The following is a 24,464-nucleotide window of genomic DNA, read 5'->3' on the forward strand; positions in this document are numbered from 1 at the left end:
CTCCTTTTTTCCTTATTGTGCATGGCAGGCGGGCATCTCATGCATACTAATGAAACCATCATGATGCCAAAATGGAGGAAGAGCAGTGAGACCGGCACGAACACAGGCAATACCAGAAGGAACCGAATGGAAATACGAATGTAAATATGACGGTTACAGAGCTTTTTTGACGTGGAAAAACGGCTCCGCTGATCTCACGAGCAGGAACGGTCATTCCCTGGCTTTTGCTTTCCCCGAAATTATCACGGCCGCCGTTTCTTTCTTTGCAGGTGCTCCCCCGTTTGTGCTGGACGGAGAACTTGTGGTGCTGGAGAACGAGGGCAAAGCGGATTTCTACCATCTTCAGAGCCGGAACCGCCGCCGCAGCGTTTCTAAAATCCAGCAGGACTCCGAAAGGCGCCCGGCGGCTTTTCTTGCGTTCGACTGCCTGCATGTCAGCGAAAGGGATATCACCTCTCTATCCTTGCAGGAACGAAAAGGTCGTCTCCGGCAGCTGCTTGATGAAGCACATCTTCCTTTGGCACCGGACCCCCATGCCGCCGGACGGATTCAAGGCATACCAGTATGGGACAGCCAAAACAAACTTAAGGACTGGTGCCGTTTATACCGAAGTGAAGGAATCGTCGCCAAACGAGCCGACGCTCCCTGGCGCCGGGGCCGGGCCACCGACTGGCTGAAATACAAAACGCCGTATAGGGGGACATGTTTTATCACGGCATGGGACCCGGCTAATGACTATTTTCACCTTGGTATTTTTCAGAATGGCAGCGTCCGTCCTGTCGGCAAATGCTCCCATGGCTTATCCGGCACGGAAAAAGAAGCTTTGATGGAAATTATAAGGAAAAACGGAATCTGGGATCCTTCCAGAAGCGTTTATTCTATGGACCCCTCGATTGTTCTTGAAGTCACTTACACGTCCGCAAAGCATGAAGAGCTGCGCGAACCCCGTGTGTCCCGGCTGCTGCTTCAGACACCTGCACAGGCATGCACGTGCGAGAGCTGGAAGGTGGAAGCGCTCCGCTTTCCGCAAGAGGCAGCTGTCACCCATCCTTCCAAGCCTTTATGGCCGGACGGGAAGGTGCAGAAGCTTGATTTTCTGGATTATGTACGAAAGGCAGCGCCATTTGTACTCCCGTTTCTCCAGGATCGTACTCTGACCGTTGTCCGCTTTCCGCACGGTGTCATGGAAGATGGATTTTTTCAAAAAGACTGCCCGGCTTATGCACCGGAATTCGTGGAAACGTTGAAACTTGACGAGAACCGTTTTATCATTTGTAATACATTAGAGACACTGCTGTGGCTCGCAAATCAGCTTGCCCTGGAATGGCACATTCCCTTTCAGCGGACATCAACAAGGTTTGTCGATGAAATCGTGTTCGATCTTGATCCGCCGGATTCTTCTTATTTTTCTCTTGCTGTAGAAGGGGCACTGCTTATTAAAGAGGTGCTTGATGCTTTCAATCTGGAATCCTTTGTGAAATTCTCCGGCCATAAAGGGCTTCAGATTTATATTCCTCTTCCTGCCGATACGTTCACATGGGAAGACACCGGGTTCTTCAACCGCTCCATCGGGGAGCTGTTGACCAAAAAACATGACGGGCTTTTCACTACCGAACGCCGGAAAAAGCGGCGCGGCGGCCGGGTCTATCTCGATATTCCACAGCACGCCCGCGGCAAAACCATTATTGCCCCCTATTCTCTGCGTGGAAAGGAAGAACCGCTGACGGCCTGTCCTTTATTCTGGGATGACCTCACCTCTGATATGGATCGTACAGCCTTCACGATGCAGCATACACTGTACCGGACTATCCATCAAGGCTGTCCGTTCCAGCACTGGAATGGGGAACGGAACCGGAAGCCGCTGCAGCACCTGCTTCACACCATGGACCATGTTTCCACGTAAAAGGAGGCGTTTTGATGGTGCCGGAAGAAATAATAAAACGCTGCAATCAGCGGATAGCAGACTTCTCCTGCGAAGGATTTCTTTACGGTCAGGGGCCTCCGAATCCAGTCCTGATGTTTGTCGGGGAAGCCCCCGGCGAAACAGAGATACATAACGGCAGGCCGTTCAGCGGCAGAGCCGGACAATATTTTGACCATTTTCTCGAACAGCTGCAGCTGACCCGCAGCGATGTGTACGTGACAAGCACTGTCCGGAGCCGCCCTTATAAATGGGGGCAGCCGAAAGGAAAGGAAAAACGGAAGTATAACCGAACGCCGAATCAGGGAGAAATCGCCGCCCATGCTCCAATTCTCGATGCAGAAATCGAATACGTGCAGCCTCCTTTGATTGTGCCGATGGGTCGGACGGCGTACTGGCGCCTCCTCGGTGATCCCCCGCAGATGGCAGCAGTAACCGGCCGCCTTTTCACTGCACCGATCCGGCGGCTGGAAGCCTGGGAAACGCGTTCATATGTGTTCACGGATAAGGAATACCGGCTGTTTCCGATTTATCACCCGGCTGCCGTCCTTTATAAACGAAGTCTTGAAACAGACATAACGCGGCACCTGGAAACGCTGAAGGAGCATCTGGACGGTTAAGAGACACCTCTGGATGGAAAGTGTCCACAAACCGATAGATAGTAGACACTTTTCATTCCATATCGCTGAATATGTCTATTATTCCGGGGTATTGGACAAATTCCGGCCTACGGCTGCCAAGGTGTCCAGTATCTTCATATAACAGACATCCGCGCGCACCTTTTATCCATAAAAAGGAACGGACCATTCCAGTCCGTTCCTTCTTTCCTATTCTTCTTTCTGTTCTTCTTCAGCCGGTGTCTCCGGTTTCGCGGTATCCTCTTTTGCGCCGGATGATGTTTCTTCAGAAAACGATTCCTCATTTACGGAAGCTGCGCTTTCTTCCTGGGTTCTCCCGTAAGCCTGGGCCGCCTGGGTCAGGGTTTCGGCTGCTTCCCCGCCGGCAAAGTTTTCAAGCAGTGCTTTCATGTCGATGCCGGTCGTTTCTTTTAACGTATCCTGCATGACCGCCATGTTGTTCGTGACGCTCCCGGCCAGATTGGATACGCCCTGCCCGCTTCCGGTATCAATCACTTTCACGCTGTCAATGTTATTAAGCGGCTCGGAGACGGCTTTGGCAAAGTCCGGCATCATCTTGATCATCATTTCCAGAATAGCAGCTTCGCCGTACTTGGACATCGCTTCGGCCATCTGTTCCTTGGCTTCCGCTTCGGCCGCCCCTTTTTCGCGGATAATCTGGGCTTCCGCCTCCCCGCGCTTGCGTTCCGTTTCTGCATGCGCTTCGGCTTCGGCAATCGTGCGGTACTTTTCCGCGTCTGCCTGCTGCTGGGACGCGTAGCGTTCGGCGTCGGCCTTTTTCTTGACTTCCCCTTCATACTGCCGTTCTTTCCGCTGGATTTCAATTTCTTCCAGTTCAGACTGCTTGGACAATTCGACCGCACGCACGTCCATTTCCTGTTCTTTCAGCTGGCGGTCGGTAATGCTTTTTTCCAGTGCATACGCCTGATCTGCCTGGGCCCGTGCTTTCTCATTTTCCTGTTTAAAGGATGCTTCCTGAATTTCGTTATTTTTACGGGCTTCGGCAATTTCCGTTTTATGCTGATATTCGGATTCTTCTGCTTCCTTGTCCATCTGCGCCTGGTGAATTCTCGTTTCCCGTTCGGAATTCGATTCGGCAATGTCCGCGTTTTTCTTCGCTTCTGCGATACGGGGACGCCCAAGTGCTTCAAGATAGCCGTTCTCATCGCGGATATCTTTTAAAGCAAAGGATGTAATCTCAAAGCCCATTTTCGCCAGGTCTTTTTCCGCCACATCCTGCAGCTGTTCATTGAATCGTTCCCGGCTCTGGTAAATTTCCTCCACCGTCAGCGAGGACAACGCCGAGCGCAGATGACCTTCCAGCACCTCGACAATTTCCTTATCGCGGTCTTCTTTCCCTTTCCCCAGAAATTGTTCGGCAAAGTTGGCAATCTGATCGAGTGAGCTCCCGATTTTCACCATCGCAACCGCATCCGCAACAACCGGAACGCCCTGCGACGTATACACTTCCGGGGTCTGCACCATAAGCTGGGATGTGGTGAGATCTACAGGTTCTGCGACCTGAAAGAGCGGCTTGATGAATACGCCGCCGCCCCGTACCACTTTCAGGCGCCGCCCGTTCGTTTCATCCGTGAACACATTTTCATCGCTCCCGAGCCTTTTCCCTGTAATAATGAGTGCTTCGTTGGATTTTGCCGTCTTGTAGCTCCGTTTAAACATTATGTAACCGATAATGGCTGCAATGAACAGAACAAACAGGGCGATCCCGGTAATAACCAGACCAACTACCCCTTGTAAAACTTCCATTATTATACACCTCCTGATAGCATTCTATAGCATTTTACGAATACGTACAAATGACGTTTCAAAAAATTTGTACGTATTTAACTTAAATTCACTTACAATGAATTGTATTATTACTTAGGTTGTCATAAAATAAACGATAGAAAGAAGGTGTTTGATATGAAATTAGCTGCCATTGATATGGATGGAACCTTGTTAAATCCAGAACAGAAAATATCGAAGGCCAACGTAAAGGCTATCAGGGATGCCGCGCAGCATGGGGTGAAAGTAGTTATTGCGACCGGCCGCGCCCACTTTGATGCCTGGACATTTCTGGAAGAGGCCGGGCTTACGCTGCCGGTTATTGCAGCAAACGGTGCTACATTTCACGATGAGAAGGGGGACCTCCAGCAATCGGTACCGATGCCGGAAGAAAAAGCCCATGCTATTCTCTCCTGGCTTGAAGACAACGACTACTATTATGAAGTGTTTACGAATCGTGCCATCTTCACCCCTCATCACGGGCGGGATCTATTATCCATTGAGCTCGACCGGCTGGAGTCGGCCAACCCTGCTGTGGACAGGAAAACCCTGGAACATGCTGCGGCCAGGCAGTTCAATCAGTCCGGTTACGCGTTTATTTCGTCGGCCTCCGACATCAGGCAGGAACATGTCGAAATCTATAACATTCTTGCCTTCTCTTTCCTGCAGGAAAAAAGAGACGAAGGGTGGGCCCGGTTTCAGGGAGAAGAGCAGCTTACGCTTGTTTCCTCCGGGGACCATAACTTTGAGCTGGAACATCATAACGCCTCGAAAGGACAGATGCTTCAGTATGCTGCGGGGAAAGAAGGAATTGCGCTGGAAGATACATTGGCCATCGGAGACAGTTTTAATGACCTGTCGATGATGAGAACGGCGGGATACAGTGCTGCCATGGGCAATGCCAGAAATGAAATCAAACAGCAGTGCACCATCACCGCTCCATCCAATGCCGAAGACGGTGTGGCAGCAATCATCACACAAATGCTTGAACAGCACGAAAAAAAGCGCGGCTCTCGTTAACGGCCGCGCCTCTTTTTTCGTTACCGGTTATCTTCGACTTCATCTTTGATTTCTTCTCGAAGCCCTTCAATGCTTTCTTCACGCCGTTCATTTTTTTCTTCAATCTGCTGTTTTTCTTCTTCGCTTAGTTCCTCGGCGTGTGCTTTTTCAAAGTCTCTTGCTTCATTTCGGTTCTGAAGCGTATGGCCGATCGTGTTTTCGATTCGTTCCGCATTATTGGAACGATCATCCGGCTTTGCCATTCCTGCATTCCTCCTTAACCTGAAATCAGGTTTAGTATGTCCATGAAAAGGAACATTATGACAAAGTTGTGTACTTTTTTCGAACTTTTTAGTAGAATGAGAACCGATATTTTACATAGACTTGAGAACAACATTAGGAAACAGGAGAGTGAGCTTATGTCCGAATGGCTGACCATGGATACATGGCTGGGCGACGTTGTCGATTTCAGCAACATGATTTTATGGACCTATATTCTTGTCGGATTGTTATTATTTTTAGGGCTGTTTTTTTCTATTAAAACACGGTTTGTACAGTTTACGATGATCAAAGAAATGGTGTCTCTCTTATTTAAAGGGACAGACCGATCTGATTTTAAAGCGAAAAAGGGAACAACCCCATTTCAAGCATTTACAATCAGTACAGCTGCACGTGTCGGTACCGGCAATCTTGCCGGGGTAGCACTTGCCATTACTGCCGGCGGCCCCGGCGCTGTCTTCTGGATGTGGATTATCGCTCTGTTCGGCGCGGCAACCGGATTTGTCGAAAGTACGCTCGCTCAGATGTATAAGGTGAAAGTAAAAGACGGATACCGGGGCGGCCCCGCCTATTACATGGAAAAAGCACTCGGTATGCGCTGGATGGGAGTGCTGTTTGCGATTCTGATAATGCTCTGTTTCGGTCTTATTTTTAACGGAGTACAGTCCAATACGATTTCCCAGGCTTTCACCGGGGCTTACAATGTACCAGGCTTGGCCGTCGGAGCAGCCATCGCTTTATTGATCGGCATTATTATTTACGGTGGAATCCGCCGGATTGCGGTTGTCACAGAATTTGTCGTCCCGTTTTTTGCAATCATTTACATCATTGTCTCTGTGATCATCATGGTCCTGAATATCAGCCAGCTTCCGGATGTTCTTACCATGATCCTATCGAATGCATTCGGTATTCGTGAAATCGTGGGAGGAGGTCTTGGGGCAGCCATTATGAACGGGGTGCAGCGTGGTCTTTTCTCCAACGAAGCTGGTATGGGGTCGGCACCGAACGCCGCTGCTACCGCCCATGTCAGCCACCCGGTGAAACAGGGGCTTGTGCAGACACTCGGCGTGTTCACCGATACGTTGATTATCTGCAGTTCCACCGCCTTTATTATTCTGCTCGCCGGGGCTCATACATCCGGTTCAGATGACGGAATTCAATTAACCCAGGCCGCCCTGGATTCTCATCTCGGAGGATGGGCCCAGTCGTTTGTAGCCGTTGCCATTTTCTTCTTTGCCTTCAGCTCTCTTCTTGGCAACTATTATTACGGCGCCAATAACATTGAGTTTATTTCCAGTAATCCTATTTACATTCAGATCTTTCGGATTGCCTTTTTACTCATGGTGCTGTTCGGTTCTATCAGTAAAGTGGACTTGATTTGGAATCTTGCGGATGTTTTCATGGGCTCTATGGCACTCGTCAACCTGATCGCTGTTGCCATGCTGACCAAAACAGCAGTCGCCGCTCTTGAAGATTATCAACGACAACGGCATCTGGGTCATGACCCTGTCTTTTACAAAGACAGCATTCCCGGGCTATCCAATCTGGACGCATGGGAGAAAAAGCCAAGCCAATCCAATAATAAGAATGAGTGAAGAGATCTTTCCTGATCTCTTCTTTTTTATTTTATTAGTATTTTCCCAATTTCGACGAATCTTTTTTTCATAGACTAGTCTAATTTTCCACACCATGGTATGCTGGTTTCAGGTTAAATAGTATGGAGAATCTTGCCTTTTATTAGCAGATGATCAAAGTGAGAGGAGGATCTTGTCATTTTTTATAAAAAACTTTCCTATCCATTAATGGCAGCAGCCCTGTCTATTTCTGCCGTCCCCGCTTTTTCTGCGGACCAGGCTGAAGCATCCGACCGCTATTCGGATGTAGACAGCGGGTACTGGGCCGAAGAGGAAATTGATTACTTGGCAGAACAGGGGGTTGCCGACGGTTATGCGTCCGGTGAGTTCCGGCCGGAACAGCCGCTAACGAGAGCCCAGGCATCCATTATGATGACAAATGCACTTGGAGAAAACGGGCTCAATACATCCTCACCCTCGTTTTCTGATGTGTCAACGTCTTTCTGGGCGTACGGCAGCATTGAACGTGCGGCGGCATTAGAGATTTTCCAGGGGAATAACGGGAGCTTTGATCCAAACGGGGACATCGAAAAAGCACAGGTCGCAGCCGTTGTGGCAAGAGCGTTTTTTGATCAGGCTCCTGAACCTGAAACAGAGAGCGGCTTTGATGACATAGACAGTGACTTCTGGGCCGAAGAGTACATAGCAACCCTTGTCGATCAGGACATTATGGAAGGAAACGGAGAGTTTAATCCAAACGATCCGGCAACACGCGCTGAATTCTCCGCCTATCTGGCAAGAGCGATGAAAGAAACGATTGAATCGAGCGGAAACACTTCCCCTGATGAAGATGACTTTTCCGAAGACAATATCATGTTTGAAGGAGAAGTGGAAGCCGATACCCCGTTAAATGTCAGGACAGGTCCCGGCACCGATCATCAAGCTGTCGCACAGCTGCAGAGCGGAGCCTCTGTCGATGTCTATGACCGGGAAGGGAACTGGCTGAAAATCGAAAACGAAGGCGAGTGGGCATATGTCCACGGGGCCTACGTAGAAACTTCTGATAACACAGACTCCGATGAAGACTCATCGCAGCCACCCGAAAAAGATTCGGGTAATGCCCCTTCTGAAGGAGTAGAAGGAGATATCGTGTCGGTGGCCAAAGTGACTGTCGATGACCTCAATGTCAGAACAGAAGGCAGTACCGACGGTGACGTCGTGACCAAACTGAACAGCGGGGATACCGTTGACGTGTACGAGCATACCGACGAGGACTGGGCTCTTGTGGATTACGGCAGCGGGGAAGGATATGTCCACCGTTACTATCTGCAGGAAAAAGAGCCCGGCGATGATGCACTTACAGACCGGACCATTGTCATCGATGCCGGACACGGCGACCATGACAACGGTGCTTCCGGCAACGGTCTGATAGAAAAAGATGTGAATCTGGATGTGGCACTCGAAGTAGAGGAACGTCTGGAAGACGCCGGCGTGGACGTGGTCATGACCCGCGACGATGATACATTTCTCGGATTAAACGAACGGGTCGATGTGGCGGAATCCGTCGATGCGGATGCCTTCATCAGCATCCATTCCAATGCTTACAAAAAATCGGCCGACGGAACGGAGGCCTTTTACAGCAACCACTACAAAGGATCAGAAAGCCGCGCTCTTGCAGAATCCATCCAGCAGGAACTGGCCAGTCAGACCGGCATGAGCGACCGCCGTGTCGGAGAAGCCGGATTTGTTGTTATTAAAAATACGACCATGCCCAGCAGTTTAATCGAACTCGGGTTTTTGACCAATCCGGATGACGCAGCAGAGATGAAACAGGACAGCTATCCCGATGAAGCAGCCGACGCCATTTTTGACGGCATTGACAACTATTACAACTGGTAGCAGAAAAAAAGCACGGTTCCTCGTTAGGAACCGTGCTTTTTCTGGTGGCGCTCATACAGTTGTTCCATATCTTCCAAACGGTCATGAAGGGATAAGATGACGTAGTATACGACGATTTCTTTGGAAAACTGATGATGGTACCGGTACGATATCATATCCGGATGAGTTTCCTGAATATGCCAGAAGTGATGATCCACATTGGAAATAAGATCATGATGTTCAGTCGGAATGGCATGTTCCGGATCCTGCAGTACCGAAATAATAGACTGAAAGGCTCTACCGCATAATTCTTTTTCTCCCTGATGGAACGTGTCATCGACTTCTTTCAGCATAAACAGGCTGTTAATGTGATAAACCATTCTCTCCAGTGCTTCCAGCCGGCGGTTTTCATATGTAAAAAAATCGATATATTTCGCACTGTACCGGTGGTACTTCCATTCTTCCCGCTGGTAATACACAAGATCCATGGCACGGTCGACATGTTTCTGAAGCTGTTGAAAACGCTGACGCGTGGATTTAGATGCAGGCCGGTCTTCACAAAGCTCCTGAGCCCGTTTCTCCAGTACCGCTGAAATTTCCCGAATAATTGTCGTATTCTTGTCGGCAATCAATTCCGAAAAGCGCGGATGCAGTATCGAAAAATTCACCAGCGCCGATACGATCAAACCGATGGTCGTGGTCCCCGCTCTTTCCACAAAAGAAAGAAAATAGGTCCCTTCCGTTCCTGGAATCATGGCAACCGCCGTTAACGTAGCCACCAGCGTTCCCACTTCCAGATGAAGCAGGTTGCAGGCATAAATTGTAAACACAGCCGCGATGGCATACGCAGCTGCATTATGACCGAAAATCGAAACGGAAGTCACCGCTAACGCCGCCCCGATCAGCGTAGCCGGAAACCGTTTGATCCCTTTTCGAATGGAAGCTGCAGCAGTCGGCTCCAGCGTCACTATAGCTGTAATAACAGCAAATGCGGACGGCAGTCCGGCCAGACTGCAGATCAGTGCTGCTACATATACCGCAATGCCCGTTTTGATTAATCTGGCTCCTAAAAATCGAAATCGTTTTTGGCGGAGTTTTTCCAACATAATCCATTGTCACTTCAATCGTTTTTTTTTCATCATAACATACTCAAACATGCTGTTCATGCCTGTTCTTTCACAGCTTTCGGTTTCCGGGGTCGTTTTCATAGACAAAGCGTAGTAAAATAGAAATACGATAATAAAGGAGTCATCGTATGTGGTGGTGGAAATTCAGTCATAACGGACCGTCCTTCACGTGGATGGGAACGGCCCATCTTATGGTCTTTCTCTTGCTTGCCGCTTTCTGTGCCTTTCTCATTATTGGACGAAAGCAGCTGCGGTATCCGATGGTTCAATCATACATAAAAGGCAGTTTTATTGCGTTATTTATTCTGGCGGAACTCTCCCTGCAGTTTTTTTTCATCAGTAACGGAGTCTGGGATGCCACGCATTCCCTTCCGCTTCACTTAAGTAGTTTTGTCTGGATGACAGCGGTTCTGACACTGGTCACTCCCCACCGCATATGGTTCGAGATGACATGTTTTGCAGGAGCGGGGAGTGCACTTCTGACCATTATTACTCCGGATCTTGCGAGTTACGGCTTTCCGCATTATCGATTTTTCCATTTCTTCCTTACTCACGGTCTTGTCATTGCTGTTGTCTGTTATATGCTTGCGGTGGAAAAAAGGAATCTTTACCCCTCTTCCATTTTCCGGACGTGGGGCGTGCTGAACCTGTATATGATTCTCGTGTGGATTGTTAACCTCATGACCGGCGGCAATTATATGTATATCATGGAAAAACCCGCCCAGACCACGCTGTTTGACTGGCTCGGGCCCTGGCCGTACTACCTGTTATCTCTTGAAATTGCAGCTCCCTTACTCTTTACGGTAATGTTTCTCGGCTTTAAAGGAGGGACGCATCTAGGCAAAAAGAATAAGGTTGAGAGCGGCCAAAGCAACAATCATGGCGGCTAATTTTCTTATATTCTCCTGGGACAACCGTTTGAACCAGTTCATACCGATTCTGGAACCAACAATGACACTGATTATCCCGATACTGAAATACAGAAGCAGGTTCCAATGTATATCCCCGCTGAAACCATGCATCACAAGAGTGAGGATGCCTGTTACTAAAAAGACGGCCTGGATGTTGGCTGTATACTCGTATTTATCCTTACAAACCATGAGAAAATAGAACACAAAAAAAGGACCGCCGACAACAAAAACTCCACCGATAAATCCGCCGATCAAGCCCATTCCCAACGGAAGTACAGGATGATCCCTGCGTTTATCCGTCTCCGGGTTTTTCTGGAACAAAATAAAAAAGACCATCGCGATTAACACAATCCCGAGCGCTTTTTTCATTTCATCCATTTCTCCGAAATGATGAAGAACAAAATAAGCACCGATTCTGCCGGCAATTGCCGCAATGAGCAGTAATGCCAGCCGCCGGAAATCCACGTGGTGATATACTTTCAGAAAGATCGTCAAACACGTAACCATGGCCAGCGCCATGACAAGCAGAGTGCTGTCTTTTACGGAAAACATAAACGGCAGAAAGCTCATCGCAAAAAGGCCGAATCCGAAACCGCTCACTCCCTGAATGAAACTTGCAATAAGTAATACAGCAATAATCACCATTATTTCAATAAACATATTTGTTCCAAACCCTTCTTCATTTCCGTATCATCATGCTGCCTTGTTCATTGTATCATTAACCTCAACGAAAATCCTGTTTTCCGAGCGAAAGAGAAACTTCCGCTGAGCCAAGCCCAGCGGAAGCTTTATTACCATTCTGCAATACTGCCGTCGGCATGGCGCCAGACGGGGTTCTTCCAGTTGTGGCCTTCGGCTGCACGCTCCCTTACATACGCTTCATCCACCTCAATACCAAGACCCGGTCCCTGCGGAATAGTCACATGACCGTTTTCATAATCAAAGACACTGCGGTCTTTGATATAGTCCAGCAGATCATTTTCTTTATTGTAATGAATACCAAGACTCTGCTCCTGGATAAAGGCATTATGTGCGGTCGCATCGACATGCAGGCAGGAAGCCAGTGCAATCGGGCCGAGCGGGCAGTGCGGAGCAATGGCCACATCATAAGCTTCGGCCATTGATGCAATTTTCTTCGTTTCCGTAATCCCGCCGGCGTGGGAAAGATCCGGCTGGATCACATCGACGTACCCGTTTTCGAGGAGCGGTTTAAAATCCCACCGGGAAAACATTCTCTCCCCTGTCGCAATCGGAATATGGGTATGGCCGGCTATGTCACGGAGGGCTTCATTATTTTCTGGCACGACCGGCTCCTCCAGAAACATGGGACGATAAGGTTCCAGTTCTTTTGCCAGCACTTTCGCCATCGGCTTATGTACTCTGCCGTGAAAATCAATGCCGATCCCGACACTTTTGCCGACAGCTGCCCGGACAGCTGCAACCCGTTCCGTAACGGCGTCGATTTTTTCATAGGAATCAATATACTGCAGTTCTTCTGTGCCGTTCATCTTGATCGCCGTAAACCCGGTATCCGCCGCCTCTTTTGCTGCCGCGCCTACATCGGAGGGACGGTCCCCGCCGATCCAGGAATAAACCCGGATCGTATCCCTGCAGGCACCTCCCAGCAGATCGTAAACCGGGGCGTTGTAGTATTTTCCTTTGATATCCCACAGCGCCTGGTCAATACCCGCAAGCGCACTCATCAATATCGGTCCGCCCCGGTAAAAGCCGGACCGGTACAGCATATTCCAATGATCTTCAATGCGGAGCGGATTTTTCTCTTCCATATACTCCATCAATTCCTCCACCGCCGCTTTCACCGTATGCGCACGTCCTTCTATGACCGGTTCTCCCCATCCGGTGATTCCCTCATTTGTTTCTATTTTCAGAAACAACCATCTTGGCGGCACCTGAAACAACTCATATCCTGTAATTTTCATATCTATCTCCCTTTCGTTCCGTAATGAGCCCCGTCCAACGACTGCACTAACACCGTCCACGTATCTTCTTCCTTCTGTTCATCCTCCTATCCACCATCCTAAAATGAAACAAAGAAAAGCCCCGGCAGTCGACACCCCTGTATAAGAGAAAAGAGCACGATATTTTCTCTGTTCCAGCAGCTGAAAAGCTTCCATACTGAACGTGGAAAATGTCGTAAACGCTCCGAAAAATCCAATTCCTGCAAACAAATACCACGGATCGGTGTATGCTCCCTCCAAAACTCCCTGATAGCGTAATCCAAAAAAAAGGCCGAGGCCGAGAGAGCCTATGATATTGACAAGCAGCATGCTGATAGGAAACGGAACCTGTTTCTGAAAACGCGTGAAATATTGTCCTAATAGATAACGGCAGACAGCGCCGAGTGCCCCACCCGCTGCTAAACAAAAAACTGTCATGGCCGCTCTCCTCCTGCTTTCTGCCCGGCTCTGAAACCAATCATGGCTGCCGTGATACCGAGAAACAGGGTGCCGGACACGTATGCTGCTGCAGGGATGATCATCTGCCCGTTCAGCAGTCCGACCGTGTCCGCAGCAAATGTGGAGAACGTCGTATAACCTCCGCACAAACCGACACCGAGTCCGGCTTTTACCCAGCCGCGGGGGGCCCGGACAACAAACCAGCCGGACAACAGCCCGAGAAGCAGACTCCCTGTTACGTTTTCAATCAAAGTCCCCGCCGGGAAATCCACCGGTATCTGTTGGTTGACTATATAACGCAGGCCGGTGCCGATGGCTCCACCCGCTCCTACTGCAAAGACATTTTTCATTCATCCCCACCATCATTTCACCGTATATTGATACGTCTATCATACTCTTTCTGCTTATTTCCGAAAACCATCATCTTGTTCAAGAAGAGAAATAATCCGATCCAGTTTTTGATTCATTTCTCTTGTTTCACTCTTTCTCTTTGAAACGACATTCACCAGTAAAAAAATAACGAGCACAATAATAGTAATCACAACCAAGAGCGTAATCAGTGAAAAAACAACATCTCCCCAATAAACAGCTTCCGGCATCCCTCATTCTCCTTTCAAAAAATATCCATTTTCATTTTATCATATAAAAAAAGAGAGGGCGTCCGCCTCTCTCTTCTACACGGTGGCAAATGCTCCGCTTTTCAGCTGTTTCAACCGTTTCATGACATCGTTGTCTCCGCGCCCGAAGTAATCGTGGAGACGTTCATATTCCTCATACAGCTCCTGGTACATCTCATGCCTTTTTGAATCCGGAAGAACCGGATCCGGCTTCAGACGCGCCATCTGATGTGCTGCCTCCTGAATGGTGTCATACCCGCCTTTTTTCGACCCGGCGGCCACTGATGCAAACATAGCGGAACCGACTGCCGGAAGTTCCGTGCTTTCTGCGATATAAATCGGCTTATTGGTGACATCGCTGTAAATCTGCATCAGCATTTTATTTTTGTAAGACAAACCACCGTTGGCATACAATGCATCAATCGGCACTCCCTGCCCGGTGAAACTTTTTACGATTTTATACGTTCCAAAAGCGGTCGCTTCAATTAATGCGCGGTACACATCTTCCGGCCTGGTGCTGAGCGTCATACCAAGAATCATGCCGGTTAAATCCGTGTCCACCAGGACGGAGCGGTTGCCGTTCATCCAGTCAAGCGCAACCAGTCCGGTTTCCCCCGGCTCCAGTTTCGATGCCTTTTCCTCGAGCAGTTCGTGAAGGGACTGTCCTTTCTCCCGTGCCTCCTGTTCATAATCTTTTGGAATGAAGTGTTCCACAAACCAGGAGAAAATGTCGCCAACTGCGGACTGTCCCGCTTCATAGCCGAAATAACCCGGGATGACTCCGTCTTCCACCACACCGCACATTCCTTCTACAGTATGTTCTTCTTTTCCGAGTAGAATATGGCAGATGGAAGTCCCCATCGACATGACCATTTTTCGTTCTTCGGTGACACCCATCGCCGGGACACTCACATGGGCGTCAACATTGCCGACAGCTACTGCTGTTCCTTCCGGAAGGCCCGTCACTTCTGCCATTTCCGGTGTCAGTTCTCCTGCTTTGGCCCCCTGCGGATGAATCTCTCCCCTAAGCTTCGTTTCATATAAGTCTTCCATCTTCGGCGACAATGCTTTTAACGTGTCCCGGTCAAGATACCCTTCCCGCTTATGCCAGATTGCTTTGTACCCGGCAGTACAGCTGTTTTTCCGGATAACACCGGTTAATTGGGAGGTCACCCAGTCCGCGGCTTCCAGAAACTGATCCGCTGTTTCATAAACCTCCGGGGATTCTTCCACAATCTGCATCACTTTAGCGATCATCCACTCAGAAGAAAGCTTACCGCCGTAGCGTGCGAGAATATCCGGACGTTTCTGTTCCAGAACGTCATTCAGCCGGTTCGCCTGCGGCTGGGCGGCATGATGCTTCCAGAGTTTCACCCAGCTGTGCGGGTTGTCCTTCCATTTCTCCTCCAGACATAACGGAACATTGTCAGCGCTTACAGGAAGCATCGTACAAGCCGTGAAGTCAATGGAAATACCTATAATATCCTCTTTTGAAACTCCGGACTGCTTTACTGCTTCAGGTACGGCTGTCTGGAGAACATGCATATAGTCCTGCGGGTGCTGCAGCGCCCAGTCCTCTCCCAGCTTAATCTGCTGCGGCAGTTCCTCATCCAGAACTCCATGCGGGTAATCCGATGCCGCTGCCGCCAGTTCTGCTCCGTCTTCCGTATCAACGACGACCGCGCGGCCGGATAATGTTCCAAAATCAATTCCAATCGTGTATTTACTCATTTCCGCTCCCTCCTGACTACACATTCACAATCATGTACGTACAACTATATAATATTTTAAATAATAATCGTAATAATAACAATATTAAACAATATTAATCTTTGGAAACCCCATGAAATGAAAAATTTTTCGTTCAAACTTGTACAAACAACTGCTTTTTCATTATCCTGTGATTAAATACTCCTCTCTTTCCCGAAAATACGATACACTCTGCTCCACGAGATATTTCAGCTTTTTTTGATTCGGTTTTGCATGCATGGCTGGATAGGGATCGCCTCCCGGCCCCAGCGGTTCCGGAGTGACAAACGCCTCTTTCTGATGAAAACGGATAAGATAGAGCGCCATAATGATGGTATCCATATCCATATGTCCATCGCCTAAAGCCCCGCGGTTACTGTCCGCCATATGAAGATTCACCAGATAATCTCCTGCCTCCAGAATCGCTTCCCCGATATGCGCTTCTTCTGACTGCATATGATAAGCATCTCCATTAATGTATTGAATGCCTTCACGATTGACTTTATTGATATAGTCTATCGCATCACGCACGGTATGAACGAAACTCACTTCCGCTGCCCGCACTGGTTCCACTGCTGCTTTCAAATCGTTCTCCTGAAACAAATCGGCTACGTAACGAATCGAATCTATGCTTCGTTCCAGTTCCATCTCATCATAAGCCTGCGGTCTTCCCACTGCACCCGGTACAACCAGTAAGTAGGAGCCCCCCACTTCCTTTGTGAACTCTATTTCGCGCTTTATATAATCAATAGCAGCCTGTCTTTTTCTAGGATCATTACTCGATAAATCATTTTCTGCCGAAAACATCCCGCAAACGCCGGAGACGCTCATATGATATTGTTCCAGTAATCGTTTGGTTTCCTGAACACCGTATCCGAGATCTTTACCATAATGATTTCCATGGATTTCGATGTATGGAATACCTGCTTCATGCAGCCGTTGAAAAGAGTCTTCCAATGACTCGAAGCCAAATCCCCAGTTGCTCCAGGAAAACTTAAGACGTTCGCTGAATGCTTCCGGTCTTTCTTTCAGCATATGGCGGAATTTATTTTTTATCTCATCATCTTTTTTCTCATAATGCTGTTTCACTGCAAACCAACCTCCCTTTATTTCATTCGTTACAAAAGCGGTCAAATCATATTTCATTTGACCGCTTTTCAATCATGATCTTTAACTAAAAATCAAACTCTGAGGCATTTTCTTTGGTGTAGTCCTGAGGCGGCCCCATAATAACGGTTTTTCCGTCATCCTTCACAGTGATTTCTCCTACATTTTCAATTTCCTGTCCGTCTTCCGGCATTTCACCTTCGGCGAGCATTTTCCCTAATGCCACAGTGAGATACCCAAGTTTTTCGGGATTCCACAGAACGGCTGTATCAAGGGACCCGTCCTCAAGGAAAGGTTCAGAATCCGTAGGAAGGGCGGAACCAACAACAGATACTTCATCCTGTAGACCCTGCTCCTGCACCGCCTGGGCTGCACCTAATGGAGCAGGTGTGGAAACCGCCAGGACGCCGTCTAATTCAGGATAAGATTTCAACAGATCAAGGGTCTTCTGATAAGCTACCTGCTGCTTTTCTTCTGTCGGGATTTTGTCCGAAACAATTTCAATATTCGGATAGTTCTCATCCAATTCTTTTTTGGCAGCCTCGATCCATAAGTTCAGGTTGGCAGCAGAAAGACCACCTGTCAGAATAGCAATTTTTCCATCCTCCGTTCCCATCGCTTCTACCAGCTTTTCTGCCATGTGACGTCCAAACTCCTCGTCATCCACCTGCTTTACGGATAAATCCACGAGTTCTTTGTCTGCCGGCGTATCCCAGTCCATGACGTTGATGCCTTCTTCTTTCGCTTTTTTCAGCACAGGCTCGACAGATGCCGGGTCATTTGGTGCCACCGCAATCGTATCCATTCCTTGGGAAATCAAATCTTCAATCACTTTCACCTGGGCCGCAGCGTCAGCCTCTGTAGGACCTGTATATTCAACATTTACGCCAAGATCCTCTCCTGCCTGCTCTGCACCGGCTTCAGAAGCGTTAAAATAAGGGATACCTACAAGTTTAGGTACGACAGCAACGCCTCCTTCTCCCGAACCAGATTCTTCGCTGCTTCCTTCTTCGCCTGAACTGCCGGATGTTTCTTCGCTTCCGGAATCCCCGCCTTCACCGGAGCTTCCTGAATCCCCGCTGCCGGCGCTTTCTTCCGATACACAACCTGCCAATAAAATGAGTCCAAAGATCACCACTGTCATGAATAACCACAACTTCTTCATGATTGATCCTCCCTTTTTCTTTTTATTTATTTATAAACCCTGGAATGCCAGGTTTATAAAACGAAAGTAACATGTAACTACGCTGCCTGCCCGGAAGAATGTTTCGCTTTCCGTCTGCTGAATTTATCAGAAAAGAAGTTCAGCGTAAGAACAATAATCAGTATCGCACCTATCACCACGTCCACCAATGATGAATGAACATCCATTAAATTGAGTCCGTTTCGGATAAACTGAAAGATCAGCACGGCATATATGGTTCCCATCACTTTCCCGTAGCCTCCGTGAATGTTGGTTCCGCCCAGAACGGCGGCCGCTACACTCTGCAGCAGATAGGAAGAACCAAGGTCCACTTTCACCGAATTGTAACGGGACGTCATAATAATGGCCGACACAGCCGCCAGCAGGCTGGCGTATAAATACACTTTCATTAATACCTTGCTGTTTTTTACTCCTGAAAACATCGTAGCTATATCATTACTGCCGTACATGTAAACCCTTCTGCCCCAGGTGGACTTATTCAACAGTACCCCGGTCAGAACCGTGAAGAATATGAAAATGAGAAGGGAGACAGGAATAATACCCATGTAGTACCCATTTCCAATGAGCCCATAGGCATCCGGGAATCCGGAAATGGCGTTTCCATTGGTGATGGCAAGGATAACTCCTTCAAATAGAACCATGGTTCCCAATGTGACAAGGATCGGCGGAACCCCGATTTTTGACACCACCGTACCGTTAAACACCCCGCATGCCAAAGCGAATAAGATGCCTACGATTATAGCCGGTAAGATTCCAAAGCCGTTGGTCATCATTAATGCGGCCCCGACACCGGAAAATGCGGCAATGTAGGTTATCGATAGATCAATTCCCCCTGTTATGATGACAACCATCATTCCGAGGGCTATCAACCCGAATTCCGGCAGCTGAAACATCATATTATTTAGATTACTGGAAGAGAGGAATCTTGGGGTGAACAAACTCATTCCGACAAATATCCCAAGGGCGATAAGGCCTAAAACGCTTTCCTTTGAAAGTTTGATATTCATGTTAAGAGGCCTCCTTGACGTCAATGTTTGACAGCTTTTCCTGGTTTCTTCTGTGATTGATTTCATCATAGGAAACAGCGATGACGATAATGGCACCGGTTACGACATTCTGCCAAAACGTATCGATTCTCGCTAATATCATGCCATTCTGCATAATGGCTAACAGCAGTACGCCGAGAAGTGTTCCCGGGATGGATCCTCTTCCGCCATGGATATTGGCACCGCCGAGAACGACTGCCGCAATAACAGTGAGTTCCAACCCCGCCAGGCCGTTAGGATCGATGGCACTGGTATAGGAAGTTTGTGCAATAGCAGCTATTCCTCCAAGAAATCCCATATAACTGAAAACAAACATCTTTACTTTTTCAAAGTTAATTCCGACACGCACGGATGATTGCGCATTCCCGCCGATAGCAAGCACCGATCTGCCTATCAACGTGTATTTCAGAATAAACCATGTACCTGCTGCAACCAGAGCAAACAAGTAAATCAATATCGGAATGCCGGCTATTTCAATATTTGAAAAAGCCATGAATGATTCAGGAAAATTAGTGCTGTTGATATAATTCCCATTGGTGATGTACAAAACCAATCCGGAAAAGATATTCAGGGTTCCAAGCGTTACAACAATGGCAGGTATTTTAATCTTCGAAACGAGCAGGCCGTTAAAGGCTCCCAAGAGCATCCCGATAAGTGGTGCTATCAAGAATATTAGGACGACGGAAATCCAGCTGTCCGGCAGATACTGAAACAAATACCCGATCGATACGGTTACAGCGGTAGTTAAAGCTGCCACGGATACATCGATGTCACTCGTAATAATGATTAACGTCATCCCGATAGCAAGTATTCCGATCACAGCGTTACCTTCCACAATATCCAGAAGGTTTTGGACGGTTAAAAACACTGGACTGACAAATGATAAAATGATGCTGATGATAACGACGATCGCTAAAACACTGAATTCTTTCTGCTTTAGTAAAAATTTCATTTTCAAACCTCCTGGTGAACATTTCCATCCGGTACTTCCTGGTTATCCGTGCCCTTCTCGTCTTCTGTATCCAGTGCGAGATTCATTATTTTTTCCTGATCAGCATGGATCGTCTCCATTTCACCGGCAATCCGGCCGCGGCTCATGACTAAAATTCTGTCGCTGACGGACAATACTTCAGGAAGTTCGGACGAAATCATAATAACCCCGATTCCTTCGTTCACCATTCTTCTAAGAAGCTTGTGAATTTCCGTTTTGGCTCCGATATCTATTCCATTGGTTGGTTCATCGATAATGAGAAGTTTAGGCTGAGCGGAAAGCCATTTACCGATGACCACTTTCTGCTGGTTGCCGCCAGAAAGTTTATCAGCCGGCAGTTCCGGCATAGAAGGCCGTACATCCAGAGATTTTATATATTGATTCGTAAGGTCTTTTTCGATATTGCGGTCTATCAATTTAAACTTGTTACGTAACGTGTCAATCACAGGAAGGGTCATGTTATTAATGACCGATTGACCAAGAACCAGTCCTTGTATCTGTCTTGCTTCCGGAACGTAAGCGATTCCATTTTTCACCGCATCTTCCGAAGAAGAAATCGTCAGTTCCTCCCCGTTGAGACGCAGCGTACCCTGATCCGCCTTATTCACACCAAAGATGGATTGGGCAAGTTCTGTCCGGCCTGAACCAACCAGTCCCGTTATGGCCAGAATTTCGCCTTCATGCAGGCTGAGATTAATATCTTTGAAATTTCCTTCTTTTGAAAAATCACTAATTTCAAACATTTTTCGGCCGAGGGCAGGTTTTTCCGTATTTTTCTCGTAAACCACTTCCCGGCCCACCATCAGTTTGATCAGTTCCTGTTCGTTTATGTTATTTGTTTCGTAAGTCCCTACATACTGACCGTCCCGCAGCACCGTCATTCGATCGGATACCCGGAAAAGTTCTTTTAACTTATGACTGATAAATATGACCGAAATTCCGCGCTCTTTTAATTTGTCGATGACGTTATAAAGTTTTTCGACTTCTCCTGAAGAAAGAGAGGATGTCGGTTCATCCATTACTATTAACTTTGAATCGAATGCAAGCGCCCTGGCTATCTCTATCATCTGCTGCTGGGCAATACTTAACAATTCCACTCTTGTATTAATATCCATATCCATGTTCAATTCATTCAGTGCTTTTTGGGCCAGGTCTTTCATTGATTTCCAGTTAATTTTCGTCCAGGGCTTTTTATTGCTGTCCTGCCCGATGTAAATGTTTTCTGCTACACTTAAGTTAGGAAATAAGCTGAGATCCTGATAAATAATGGAGATCCCTTTCAGCGTTGCATCCAGCGGCTGGTGAATATCAGCCTCTTCCCCTTCGAATAAATATGTCCCTCCTTCGTCGGCATCATGAATACCGGCCAGCACTTTAATTAATGTTGATTTCCCCGCTCCATTCTCCCCAATTAAAGCGTGGACCTCGCCTCTTTTTACTTTTAACTCGACATCATCAAGGGCCTTAACACCTGGGAACGTTTTGCTTATGTGCTCCATTTCCAGAATATATTCACTCATCCGGAAAAACCCCTTTCGAAGGTTTCTTGTTTATCCAACAGATATTCTTCTCCCAGCTGCGAGCAGAAATCCCAAACCTCTTCTTTGCTTGGAATACCCACCTGTGCCCCGACTTTGGTTACTTTCAGTGCTCCTACCACAGAGGCAAACCTAGCTGCTTTCACTAAATCAATTCCTTCTTCAATGCAGCAGGCGAGTGTACCGGCAAACGCATCTCCGGCTCCGACACTGTCCACCGGATCTACCGGTATGGAAGGAATGTGACACCATTCCCCGCTTTGATAAACAACGGCTCCCTGGTCTGCCATCTTTAAGATCGAGTTTTTCACACCCATATTTTCAAAGGTCCGTCCGGCCTGAATCGCCGTATCTACATTTACAACATCTATGCCAAGCATATGATATGTCTCCTGCCTGTTTGGCGTAATGATATCGGCATATTCCAGTGCTTTTACTGTAATGCCTTCTGCCGGAGCAGGATCGAGAATTGTGTAGATGTTTCTTTCTTTGGCCAGCTGCATAGACCGGATTACTGTTTCCTGGGGAACTTCCATCTGCACCAGCAGAACATTGGTATCGTCCATGTCTGTGAACGATTTTTCAACATCTTCAGGGAGTAAGTCTTCATTTGCTCCTTTCATGACAAACATCGTATTTTCCGACGTACTGTCAATCGCTACTATTGCCGTGCCGGTTGCATATTTATCTGATTTCTTTACAAACCTGCTGTCAACATCAGAGGCGTTCAGGGTTTTTATCAATTTTTCTCCATAATCATCATTTCCTACGGCTCCCATTAAACGTACATCTTTTTTAAATCTTGCTGCCGCAACAGCCTGATTAGCTCCCTTTCCACCGGGAAAATATTTTATTTCCTTTCCAAAAATGGTGTCTCCTCGTTTTGGATATTGATCCATAACGGCGACAATGTCATTGTTGATGCTTCCTACCACTGAAATAGTCATTCGGCTGCACCCTCCGTCCAGTAATTACTGTTCTACTTTAAGACTATCCGTGAACTGCCTTAAATTTAAGATTGATTGTTTTAATCCTTCGGGCTGCCCGAATAAACAGGAAGTCCCACAGACAAGCATATCTGCTCCTTTTCTAACAACTTCCGGAATAGTGTCGTAACTGATATTACCATCCACCTGCACTTCTATCTGAAGGTTATTACATTTTATAAAATCTTGAAGATTCTCTATTTTCTTTAATGTGGAAGGGATAAATGTCTGCCCTGCAAACCCGGGATTTACCGTCATAATTACAACATAGTCCACAATATCTCCCACAAATTCCAGACTGTTCAGTGAAGTAGAAGGGTTAAGTGCCAGCCCGGTGCGCACGCCAGTACTTTTCATATACTGAAGGGTACGGTGTAAGTGAGGGGAGGCTTCTTCATGAACAGAGATCATGTCACATCCACATTCCAAAAAAGTATCAATGTATCGTTCAGGATGATCAATCATTAAATGAGCATCGAATGGTAAACCGGTGTCTTTCCTGACACTTTTGATCATATCGGTTCCCATCGTGTAATTCGGTACAAAATGTCCATCCATAATATCAAAATGAAAAAAGTCCACATTTCCTTCATCAAGAATATTTACATCCTGGCGTAAAGCCCCTAAATCACTGCACATCAAGGAAGGTCCGATTTTAGCCAAAATACCTCCTCCTTAATTAAAGCGCTTTCAAATTTTTATTTGGATTAATATTAGCATCCTGTTTGAAAGAAGGCAACATATTTTTTGGTTTTTTCAAAATTTATTGTGTGAAAAAACCAACATTTATGTCTGCATATACACCACGACTTTCCTCCATGGCAGATGATTTTCGGCCTGTTTATTGGTCATACCACAAAAAAAACGCTGTGCAGACAGCGTTAAAAAGGAAGTGTATTTAGTTTTCGTCCCCCACAATAATGCTTATGCCGCTTTTGTTTACTTCCCGGATCGAATTCATGGATACTTTGTTATCCGTTATTAAGTAATTAATAATCGAAAGATCACAAAGGCGGAATAGTGACTTTTCCCCGAACTTGCTTGAATCGGCCAATAAAAATAAATTCTCGGAAATAGATATCAGCTGCTTTTTCACCAAAGCCTGATCCTCGTGCATTTCGCTGACCCCCCGCTGAATATCCACACCAAGGCAGGAAAAAAAGAACTTATCGACATGATAGTCCTCAATGACCCTCTCAGCAAAATTACCAACCAAAGACATCGAGGCTTTTGACAAGTAACCTCCTATCAATATCACCCTGATATGATCTTCTGTTGATAATTCCATAGTTACACCAATAGAGTTCGTGATAACAGTAATGCTCTTATCTTTCACATGTTTTACCATCATCAGGGCTGTTGTACTCGCATCTAACGCTATGATGTCCCCGTTTTCAACATATGAAGCCGCTTTTTGGGCTATTACCTGTTTTTCTGCTGTATTCTTAGATTGCCTATGTAATTGGGGAGTCTCCGTCCCTTGATCGACCTTTAAAGCACCGCCATGGATTTTGCGGAGCAGCTGATCTTTTTCCAGCTTTTCAAAATCCCTTCTAATGGTTTCTTCACTGACATGAAACGTGGAACTTAAGTCAGCAACGCGTACAGAGCCGTATTTATCAATCATTTTGACAATTTCTCTTTGGCGTTCGTTCAATTGCAAAGAGTTATTATTTGGTTTGACCACAAAACCACAC

At 47.2% G+C, this 24,464-nt stretch carries 23 protein-coding genes; 6 read left to right on the top strand and 17 right to left on the bottom strand.

What is annotated here, in order from left to right; genetic code table 11:
* The first annotated feature begins 85 nt into the window (after nt 1–85).
* Both ligD and ACW9JV_RS16210 read left to right on the top strand, forming a co-directional pair.
* Nucleotides 86–1,903, top strand: coding sequence for a DNA ligase D (gene ligD, locus ACW9JV_RS16205; protein ID WP_457336320.1), 1,818 nt, complete (start codon nt 86–88; stop codon nt 1,901–1,903).
* A gap of 14 nt (nt 1,904–1,917) precedes the next feature.
* Complete coding sequence (locus tag ACW9JV_RS16210) at nt 1,918–2,541, top strand: uracil-DNA glycosylase (protein WP_457336322.1); 624 nt, start codon at nt 1,918–1,920, stop codon at nt 2,539–2,541.
* 207 nt (nt 2,542–2,748) lie between these two features.
* Here ACW9JV_RS16210 and ACW9JV_RS16215 read toward each other — a convergent pair whose 3' ends face one another.
* Nucleotides 2,749–4,326, bottom strand: coding sequence for a flotillin family protein (locus ACW9JV_RS16215; protein WP_457336324.1), 1,578 nt, complete (start codon nt 4,324–4,326; stop codon nt 2,749–2,751).
* Between the two features lie 156 nt (nt 4,327–4,482).
* On the opposite strand from ACW9JV_RS16215, the gene ACW9JV_RS16220 reads away from it, so the two are divergent.
* The gene (locus tag ACW9JV_RS16220) at nt 4,483–5,364 is read left to right on the top strand and encodes a Cof-type HAD-IIB family hydrolase (RefSeq protein WP_457336326.1); all 882 of its coding nucleotides are present in this window, start codon (nt 4,483–4,485) and stop codon (nt 5,362–5,364) included.
* A 20-nt stretch (nt 5,365–5,384) separates the two neighbouring features.
* Here the strand turns inward: ACW9JV_RS16220 and tlp are convergent, their stop codons facing one another.
* Nucleotides 5,385–5,606: a small acid-soluble spore protein Tlp gene (tlp, locus tag ACW9JV_RS16225; RefSeq protein ID WP_457336328.1), complete on the bottom strand. Its 222-nt coding sequence runs from the start codon at nt 5,604–5,606 to the stop codon at nt 5,385–5,387.
* 174 nt (nt 5,607–5,780) lie between these two features.
* Here tlp and ACW9JV_RS16230 point away from each other — a divergent pair, with 174 nt between their 5' ends.
* Together ACW9JV_RS16230 and ACW9JV_RS16235 are read left to right on the top strand one after the other, a co-directional pair.
* Complete coding sequence (locus ACW9JV_RS16230; RefSeq protein ID WP_457337225.1) at nt 5,781–7,217, top strand: alanine/glycine:cation symporter family protein; 1,437 nt, start codon at nt 5,781–5,783, stop codon at nt 7,215–7,217.
* A 207-nt stretch (nt 7,218–7,424) separates the two neighbouring features.
* A complete protein-coding gene (locus tag ACW9JV_RS16235) occupies nt 7,425–9,095 on the top strand; it encodes an N-acetylmuramoyl-L-alanine amidase (RefSeq protein WP_457336330.1) in 1,671 nt (556 codons plus the stop codon).
* A gap of 23 nt (nt 9,096–9,118) precedes the next feature.
* Here ACW9JV_RS16235 and ACW9JV_RS16240 read toward each other — a convergent pair whose 3' ends face one another.
* A complete protein-coding gene (locus tag ACW9JV_RS16240) occupies nt 9,119–10,180 on the bottom strand; it encodes an FUSC family protein (protein WP_457336332.1) in 1,062 nt (353 codons plus the stop codon).
* Between the two features lie 149 nt (nt 10,181–10,329).
* On the opposite strand from ACW9JV_RS16240, the gene ACW9JV_RS16245 reads away from it, so the two are divergent.
* Nucleotides 10,330–11,091: a YwaF family protein gene (locus tag ACW9JV_RS16245; RefSeq protein ID WP_457336334.1), complete on the top strand. Its 762-nt coding sequence runs from the start codon at nt 10,330–10,332 to the stop codon at nt 11,089–11,091.
* On the opposite strand, the gene ACW9JV_RS16250 is transcribed toward ACW9JV_RS16245, so the two are convergent.
* The 14 genes from ACW9JV_RS16250 to ACW9JV_RS16315 form a co-directional block, all read right to left on the bottom strand.
* Complete coding sequence (locus tag ACW9JV_RS16250; protein ID WP_457336336.1) at nt 11,038–11,772, bottom strand: sulfite exporter TauE/SafE family protein; 735 nt, start codon at nt 11,770–11,772, stop codon at nt 11,038–11,040. The two genes, ACW9JV_RS16245 and ACW9JV_RS16250, sit on opposite strands and share 54 nt — an antisense overlap.
* 131 nt (nt 11,773–11,903) lie before the next feature.
* Nucleotides 11,904–13,052 (bottom strand): galactonate dehydratase, encoded by a 1,149-nt coding sequence (gene dgoD / locus ACW9JV_RS16255; protein WP_457336338.1) that lies wholly within the window; start codon nt 13,050–13,052, stop codon nt 11,904–11,906.
* 78 nt (nt 13,053–13,130) lie between these two features.
* The gene (gene crcB / locus ACW9JV_RS16260) at nt 13,131–13,508 is read right to left on the bottom strand and encodes a fluoride efflux transporter CrcB (RefSeq protein WP_457336340.1); all 378 of its coding nucleotides are present in this window, start codon (nt 13,506–13,508) and stop codon (nt 13,131–13,133) included.
* Nucleotides 13,505–13,879: a fluoride efflux transporter FluC gene (locus ACW9JV_RS16265; RefSeq protein ID WP_457336342.1), complete on the bottom strand. Its 375-nt coding sequence runs from the start codon at nt 13,877–13,879 to the stop codon at nt 13,505–13,507. Before ACW9JV_RS16265 ends, crcB begins: the two co-directional genes overlap by 4 nt.
* A 54-nt stretch (nt 13,880–13,933) precedes the next feature.
* The gene (locus ACW9JV_RS16270) at nt 13,934–14,128 is read right to left on the bottom strand and encodes a DUF4083 family protein (RefSeq protein WP_457336344.1); all 195 of its coding nucleotides are present in this window, start codon (nt 14,126–14,128) and stop codon (nt 13,934–13,936) included.
* 75 nt (nt 14,129–14,203) lie between these two features.
* Complete coding sequence (locus ACW9JV_RS16275; RefSeq protein WP_457336346.1) at nt 14,204–15,877, bottom strand: ribulokinase; 1,674 nt, start codon at nt 15,875–15,877, stop codon at nt 14,204–14,206.
* 162 nt (nt 15,878–16,039) lie between these two features.
* On the bottom strand, nt 16,040–17,041 hold the full coding sequence (locus ACW9JV_RS16280; protein ID WP_457336348.1) for a sugar phosphate isomerase/epimerase family protein: 1,002 nt from the start codon (nt 17,039–17,041) through the stop codon (nt 16,040–16,042).
* A 28-nt stretch (nt 17,042–17,069) separates the two neighbouring features.
* Nucleotides 17,070–18,167 (bottom strand): autoinducer 2 ABC transporter substrate-binding protein, encoded by a 1,098-nt coding sequence (locus ACW9JV_RS16285; protein WP_457336350.1) that lies wholly within the window; start codon nt 18,165–18,167, stop codon nt 17,070–17,072.
* 77 nt (nt 18,168–18,244) lie between these two features.
* A complete protein-coding gene (locus tag ACW9JV_RS16290) occupies nt 18,245–19,213 on the bottom strand; it encodes an ABC transporter permease (RefSeq protein WP_457336352.1) in 969 nt (322 codons plus the stop codon).
* Between the two features lies 1 nt (nt 19,214).
* A complete protein-coding gene (locus ACW9JV_RS16295; RefSeq protein ID WP_457336355.1) occupies nt 19,215–20,204 on the bottom strand; it encodes an ABC transporter permease in 990 nt (329 codons plus the stop codon).
* Between the two features lie 2 nt (nt 20,205–20,206).
* Nucleotides 20,207–21,763, bottom strand: a complete 1,557-nt coding sequence (locus ACW9JV_RS16300; protein WP_457336357.1) for a sugar ABC transporter ATP-binding protein — start codon at nt 21,761–21,763, stop codon at nt 20,207–20,209.
* Entirely contained in the window at nt 21,760–22,728 is a 969-nt protein-coding gene (rbsK, locus tag ACW9JV_RS16305) for a ribokinase (RefSeq protein WP_457336359.1), read from the bottom strand. The genes ACW9JV_RS16300 and rbsK overlap by 4 nt, the downstream gene beginning before the upstream one ends.
* Before the next feature lie 24 nt (nt 22,729–22,752).
* Nucleotides 22,753–23,430 carry a ribulose-phosphate 3-epimerase gene (rpe, locus tag ACW9JV_RS16310; RefSeq protein WP_457336362.1) on the bottom strand — a complete coding sequence of 226 codons (678 nt, stop codon included), beginning with the start codon at nt 23,428–23,430 and terminating at the stop codon, nt 22,753–22,755.
* Nucleotides 23,431–23,665: 235 nt separating this feature from the next.
* Complete coding sequence (locus ACW9JV_RS16315; RefSeq protein WP_457336364.1) at nt 23,666–24,454, bottom strand: DeoR/GlpR family DNA-binding transcription regulator; 789 nt, start codon at nt 24,452–24,454, stop codon at nt 23,666–23,668.
* Between the last annotated feature and the right edge of the window lie 10 nt (nt 24,455–24,464).

It is taken from the genome of Salibacterium sp. K-3, assembly GCF_054052005.1.

Bases quoted from the DNA above. Each gene is read 5' to 3' on its own strand.
- ACW9JV_RS16210 (WP_457336322.1), top strand. From the start codon at position 1,918: ATGGTGCCGGAAGAAATAATAAAACGCTGCAATCAGCGGATAGCAGAC.
- ACW9JV_RS16215 (WP_457336324.1), bottom strand. From the start codon at position 4,326: ATGGAAGTTTTACAAGGGGTAGTTGGTCTGGTTATTACCGGGATCGCC.
- ACW9JV_RS16220 (WP_457336326.1), top strand. From the start codon at position 4,483: ATGAAATTAGCTGCCATTGATATGGATGGAACCTTGTTAAATCCAGAA.
- tlp (WP_457336328.1), bottom strand. From the start codon at position 5,606: ATGGCAAAGCCGGATGATCGTTCCAATAATGCGGAACGAATCGAAAAC.
- ACW9JV_RS16230 (WP_457337225.1), top strand. From the start codon at position 5,781: ATGGATACATGGCTGGGCGACGTTGTCGATTTCAGCAACATGATTTTA.
- ACW9JV_RS16235 (WP_457336330.1), top strand. From the start codon at position 7,425: ATGGCAGCAGCCCTGTCTATTTCTGCCGTCCCCGCTTTTTCTGCGGAC.
- ACW9JV_RS16240 (WP_457336332.1), bottom strand. From the start codon at position 10,180: ATGTTGGAAAAACTCCGCCAAAAACGATTTCGATTTTTAGGAGCCAGA.
- ACW9JV_RS16245 (WP_457336334.1), top strand. From the start codon at position 10,330: ATGTGGTGGTGGAAATTCAGTCATAACGGACCGTCCTTCACGTGGATG.
- ACW9JV_RS16250 (WP_457336336.1), bottom strand. From the start codon at position 11,772: ATGTTTATTGAAATAATGGTGATTATTGCTGTATTACTTATTGCAAGT.
- dgoD (WP_457336338.1), bottom strand. From the start codon at position 13,052: ATGAAAATTACAGGATATGAGTTGTTTCAGGTGCCGCCAAGATGGTTG.
- crcB (WP_457336340.1), bottom strand. From the start codon at position 13,508: ATGACAGTTTTTTGTTTAGCAGCGGGTGGGGCACTCGGCGCTGTCTGC.
- ACW9JV_RS16265 (WP_457336342.1), bottom strand. From the start codon at position 13,879: ATGAAAAATGTCTTTGCAGTAGGAGCGGGTGGAGCCATCGGCACCGGC.
- ACW9JV_RS16270 (WP_457336344.1), bottom strand. From the start codon at position 14,128: ATGCCGGAAGCTGTTTATTGGGGAGATGTTGTTTTTTCACTGATTACG.
- ACW9JV_RS16275 (WP_457336346.1), bottom strand. From the start codon at position 15,877: ATGAGTAAATACACGATTGGAATTGATTTTGGAACATTATCCGGCCGC.
- ACW9JV_RS16280 (WP_457336348.1), bottom strand. From the start codon at position 17,041: ATGAAATATGATTTGACCGCTTTTGTAACGAATGAAATAAAGGGAGGT.
- ACW9JV_RS16285 (WP_457336350.1), bottom strand. From the start codon at position 18,167: ATGAAGAAGTTGTGGTTATTCATGACAGTGGTGATCTTTGGACTCATT.
- ACW9JV_RS16290 (WP_457336352.1), bottom strand. From the start codon at position 19,213: ATGAATATCAAACTTTCAAAGGAAAGCGTTTTAGGCCTTATCGCCCTT.
- ACW9JV_RS16295 (WP_457336355.1), bottom strand. From the start codon at position 20,204: ATGAAATTTTTACTAAAGCAGAAAGAATTCAGTGTTTTAGCGATCGTC.
- ACW9JV_RS16300 (WP_457336357.1), bottom strand. From the start codon at position 21,763: ATGAGTGAATATATTCTGGAAATGGAGCACATAAGCAAAACGTTCCCA.
- rbsK (WP_457336359.1), bottom strand. From the start codon at position 22,728: ATGACTATTTCAGTGGTAGGAAGCATCAACAATGACATTGTCGCCGTT.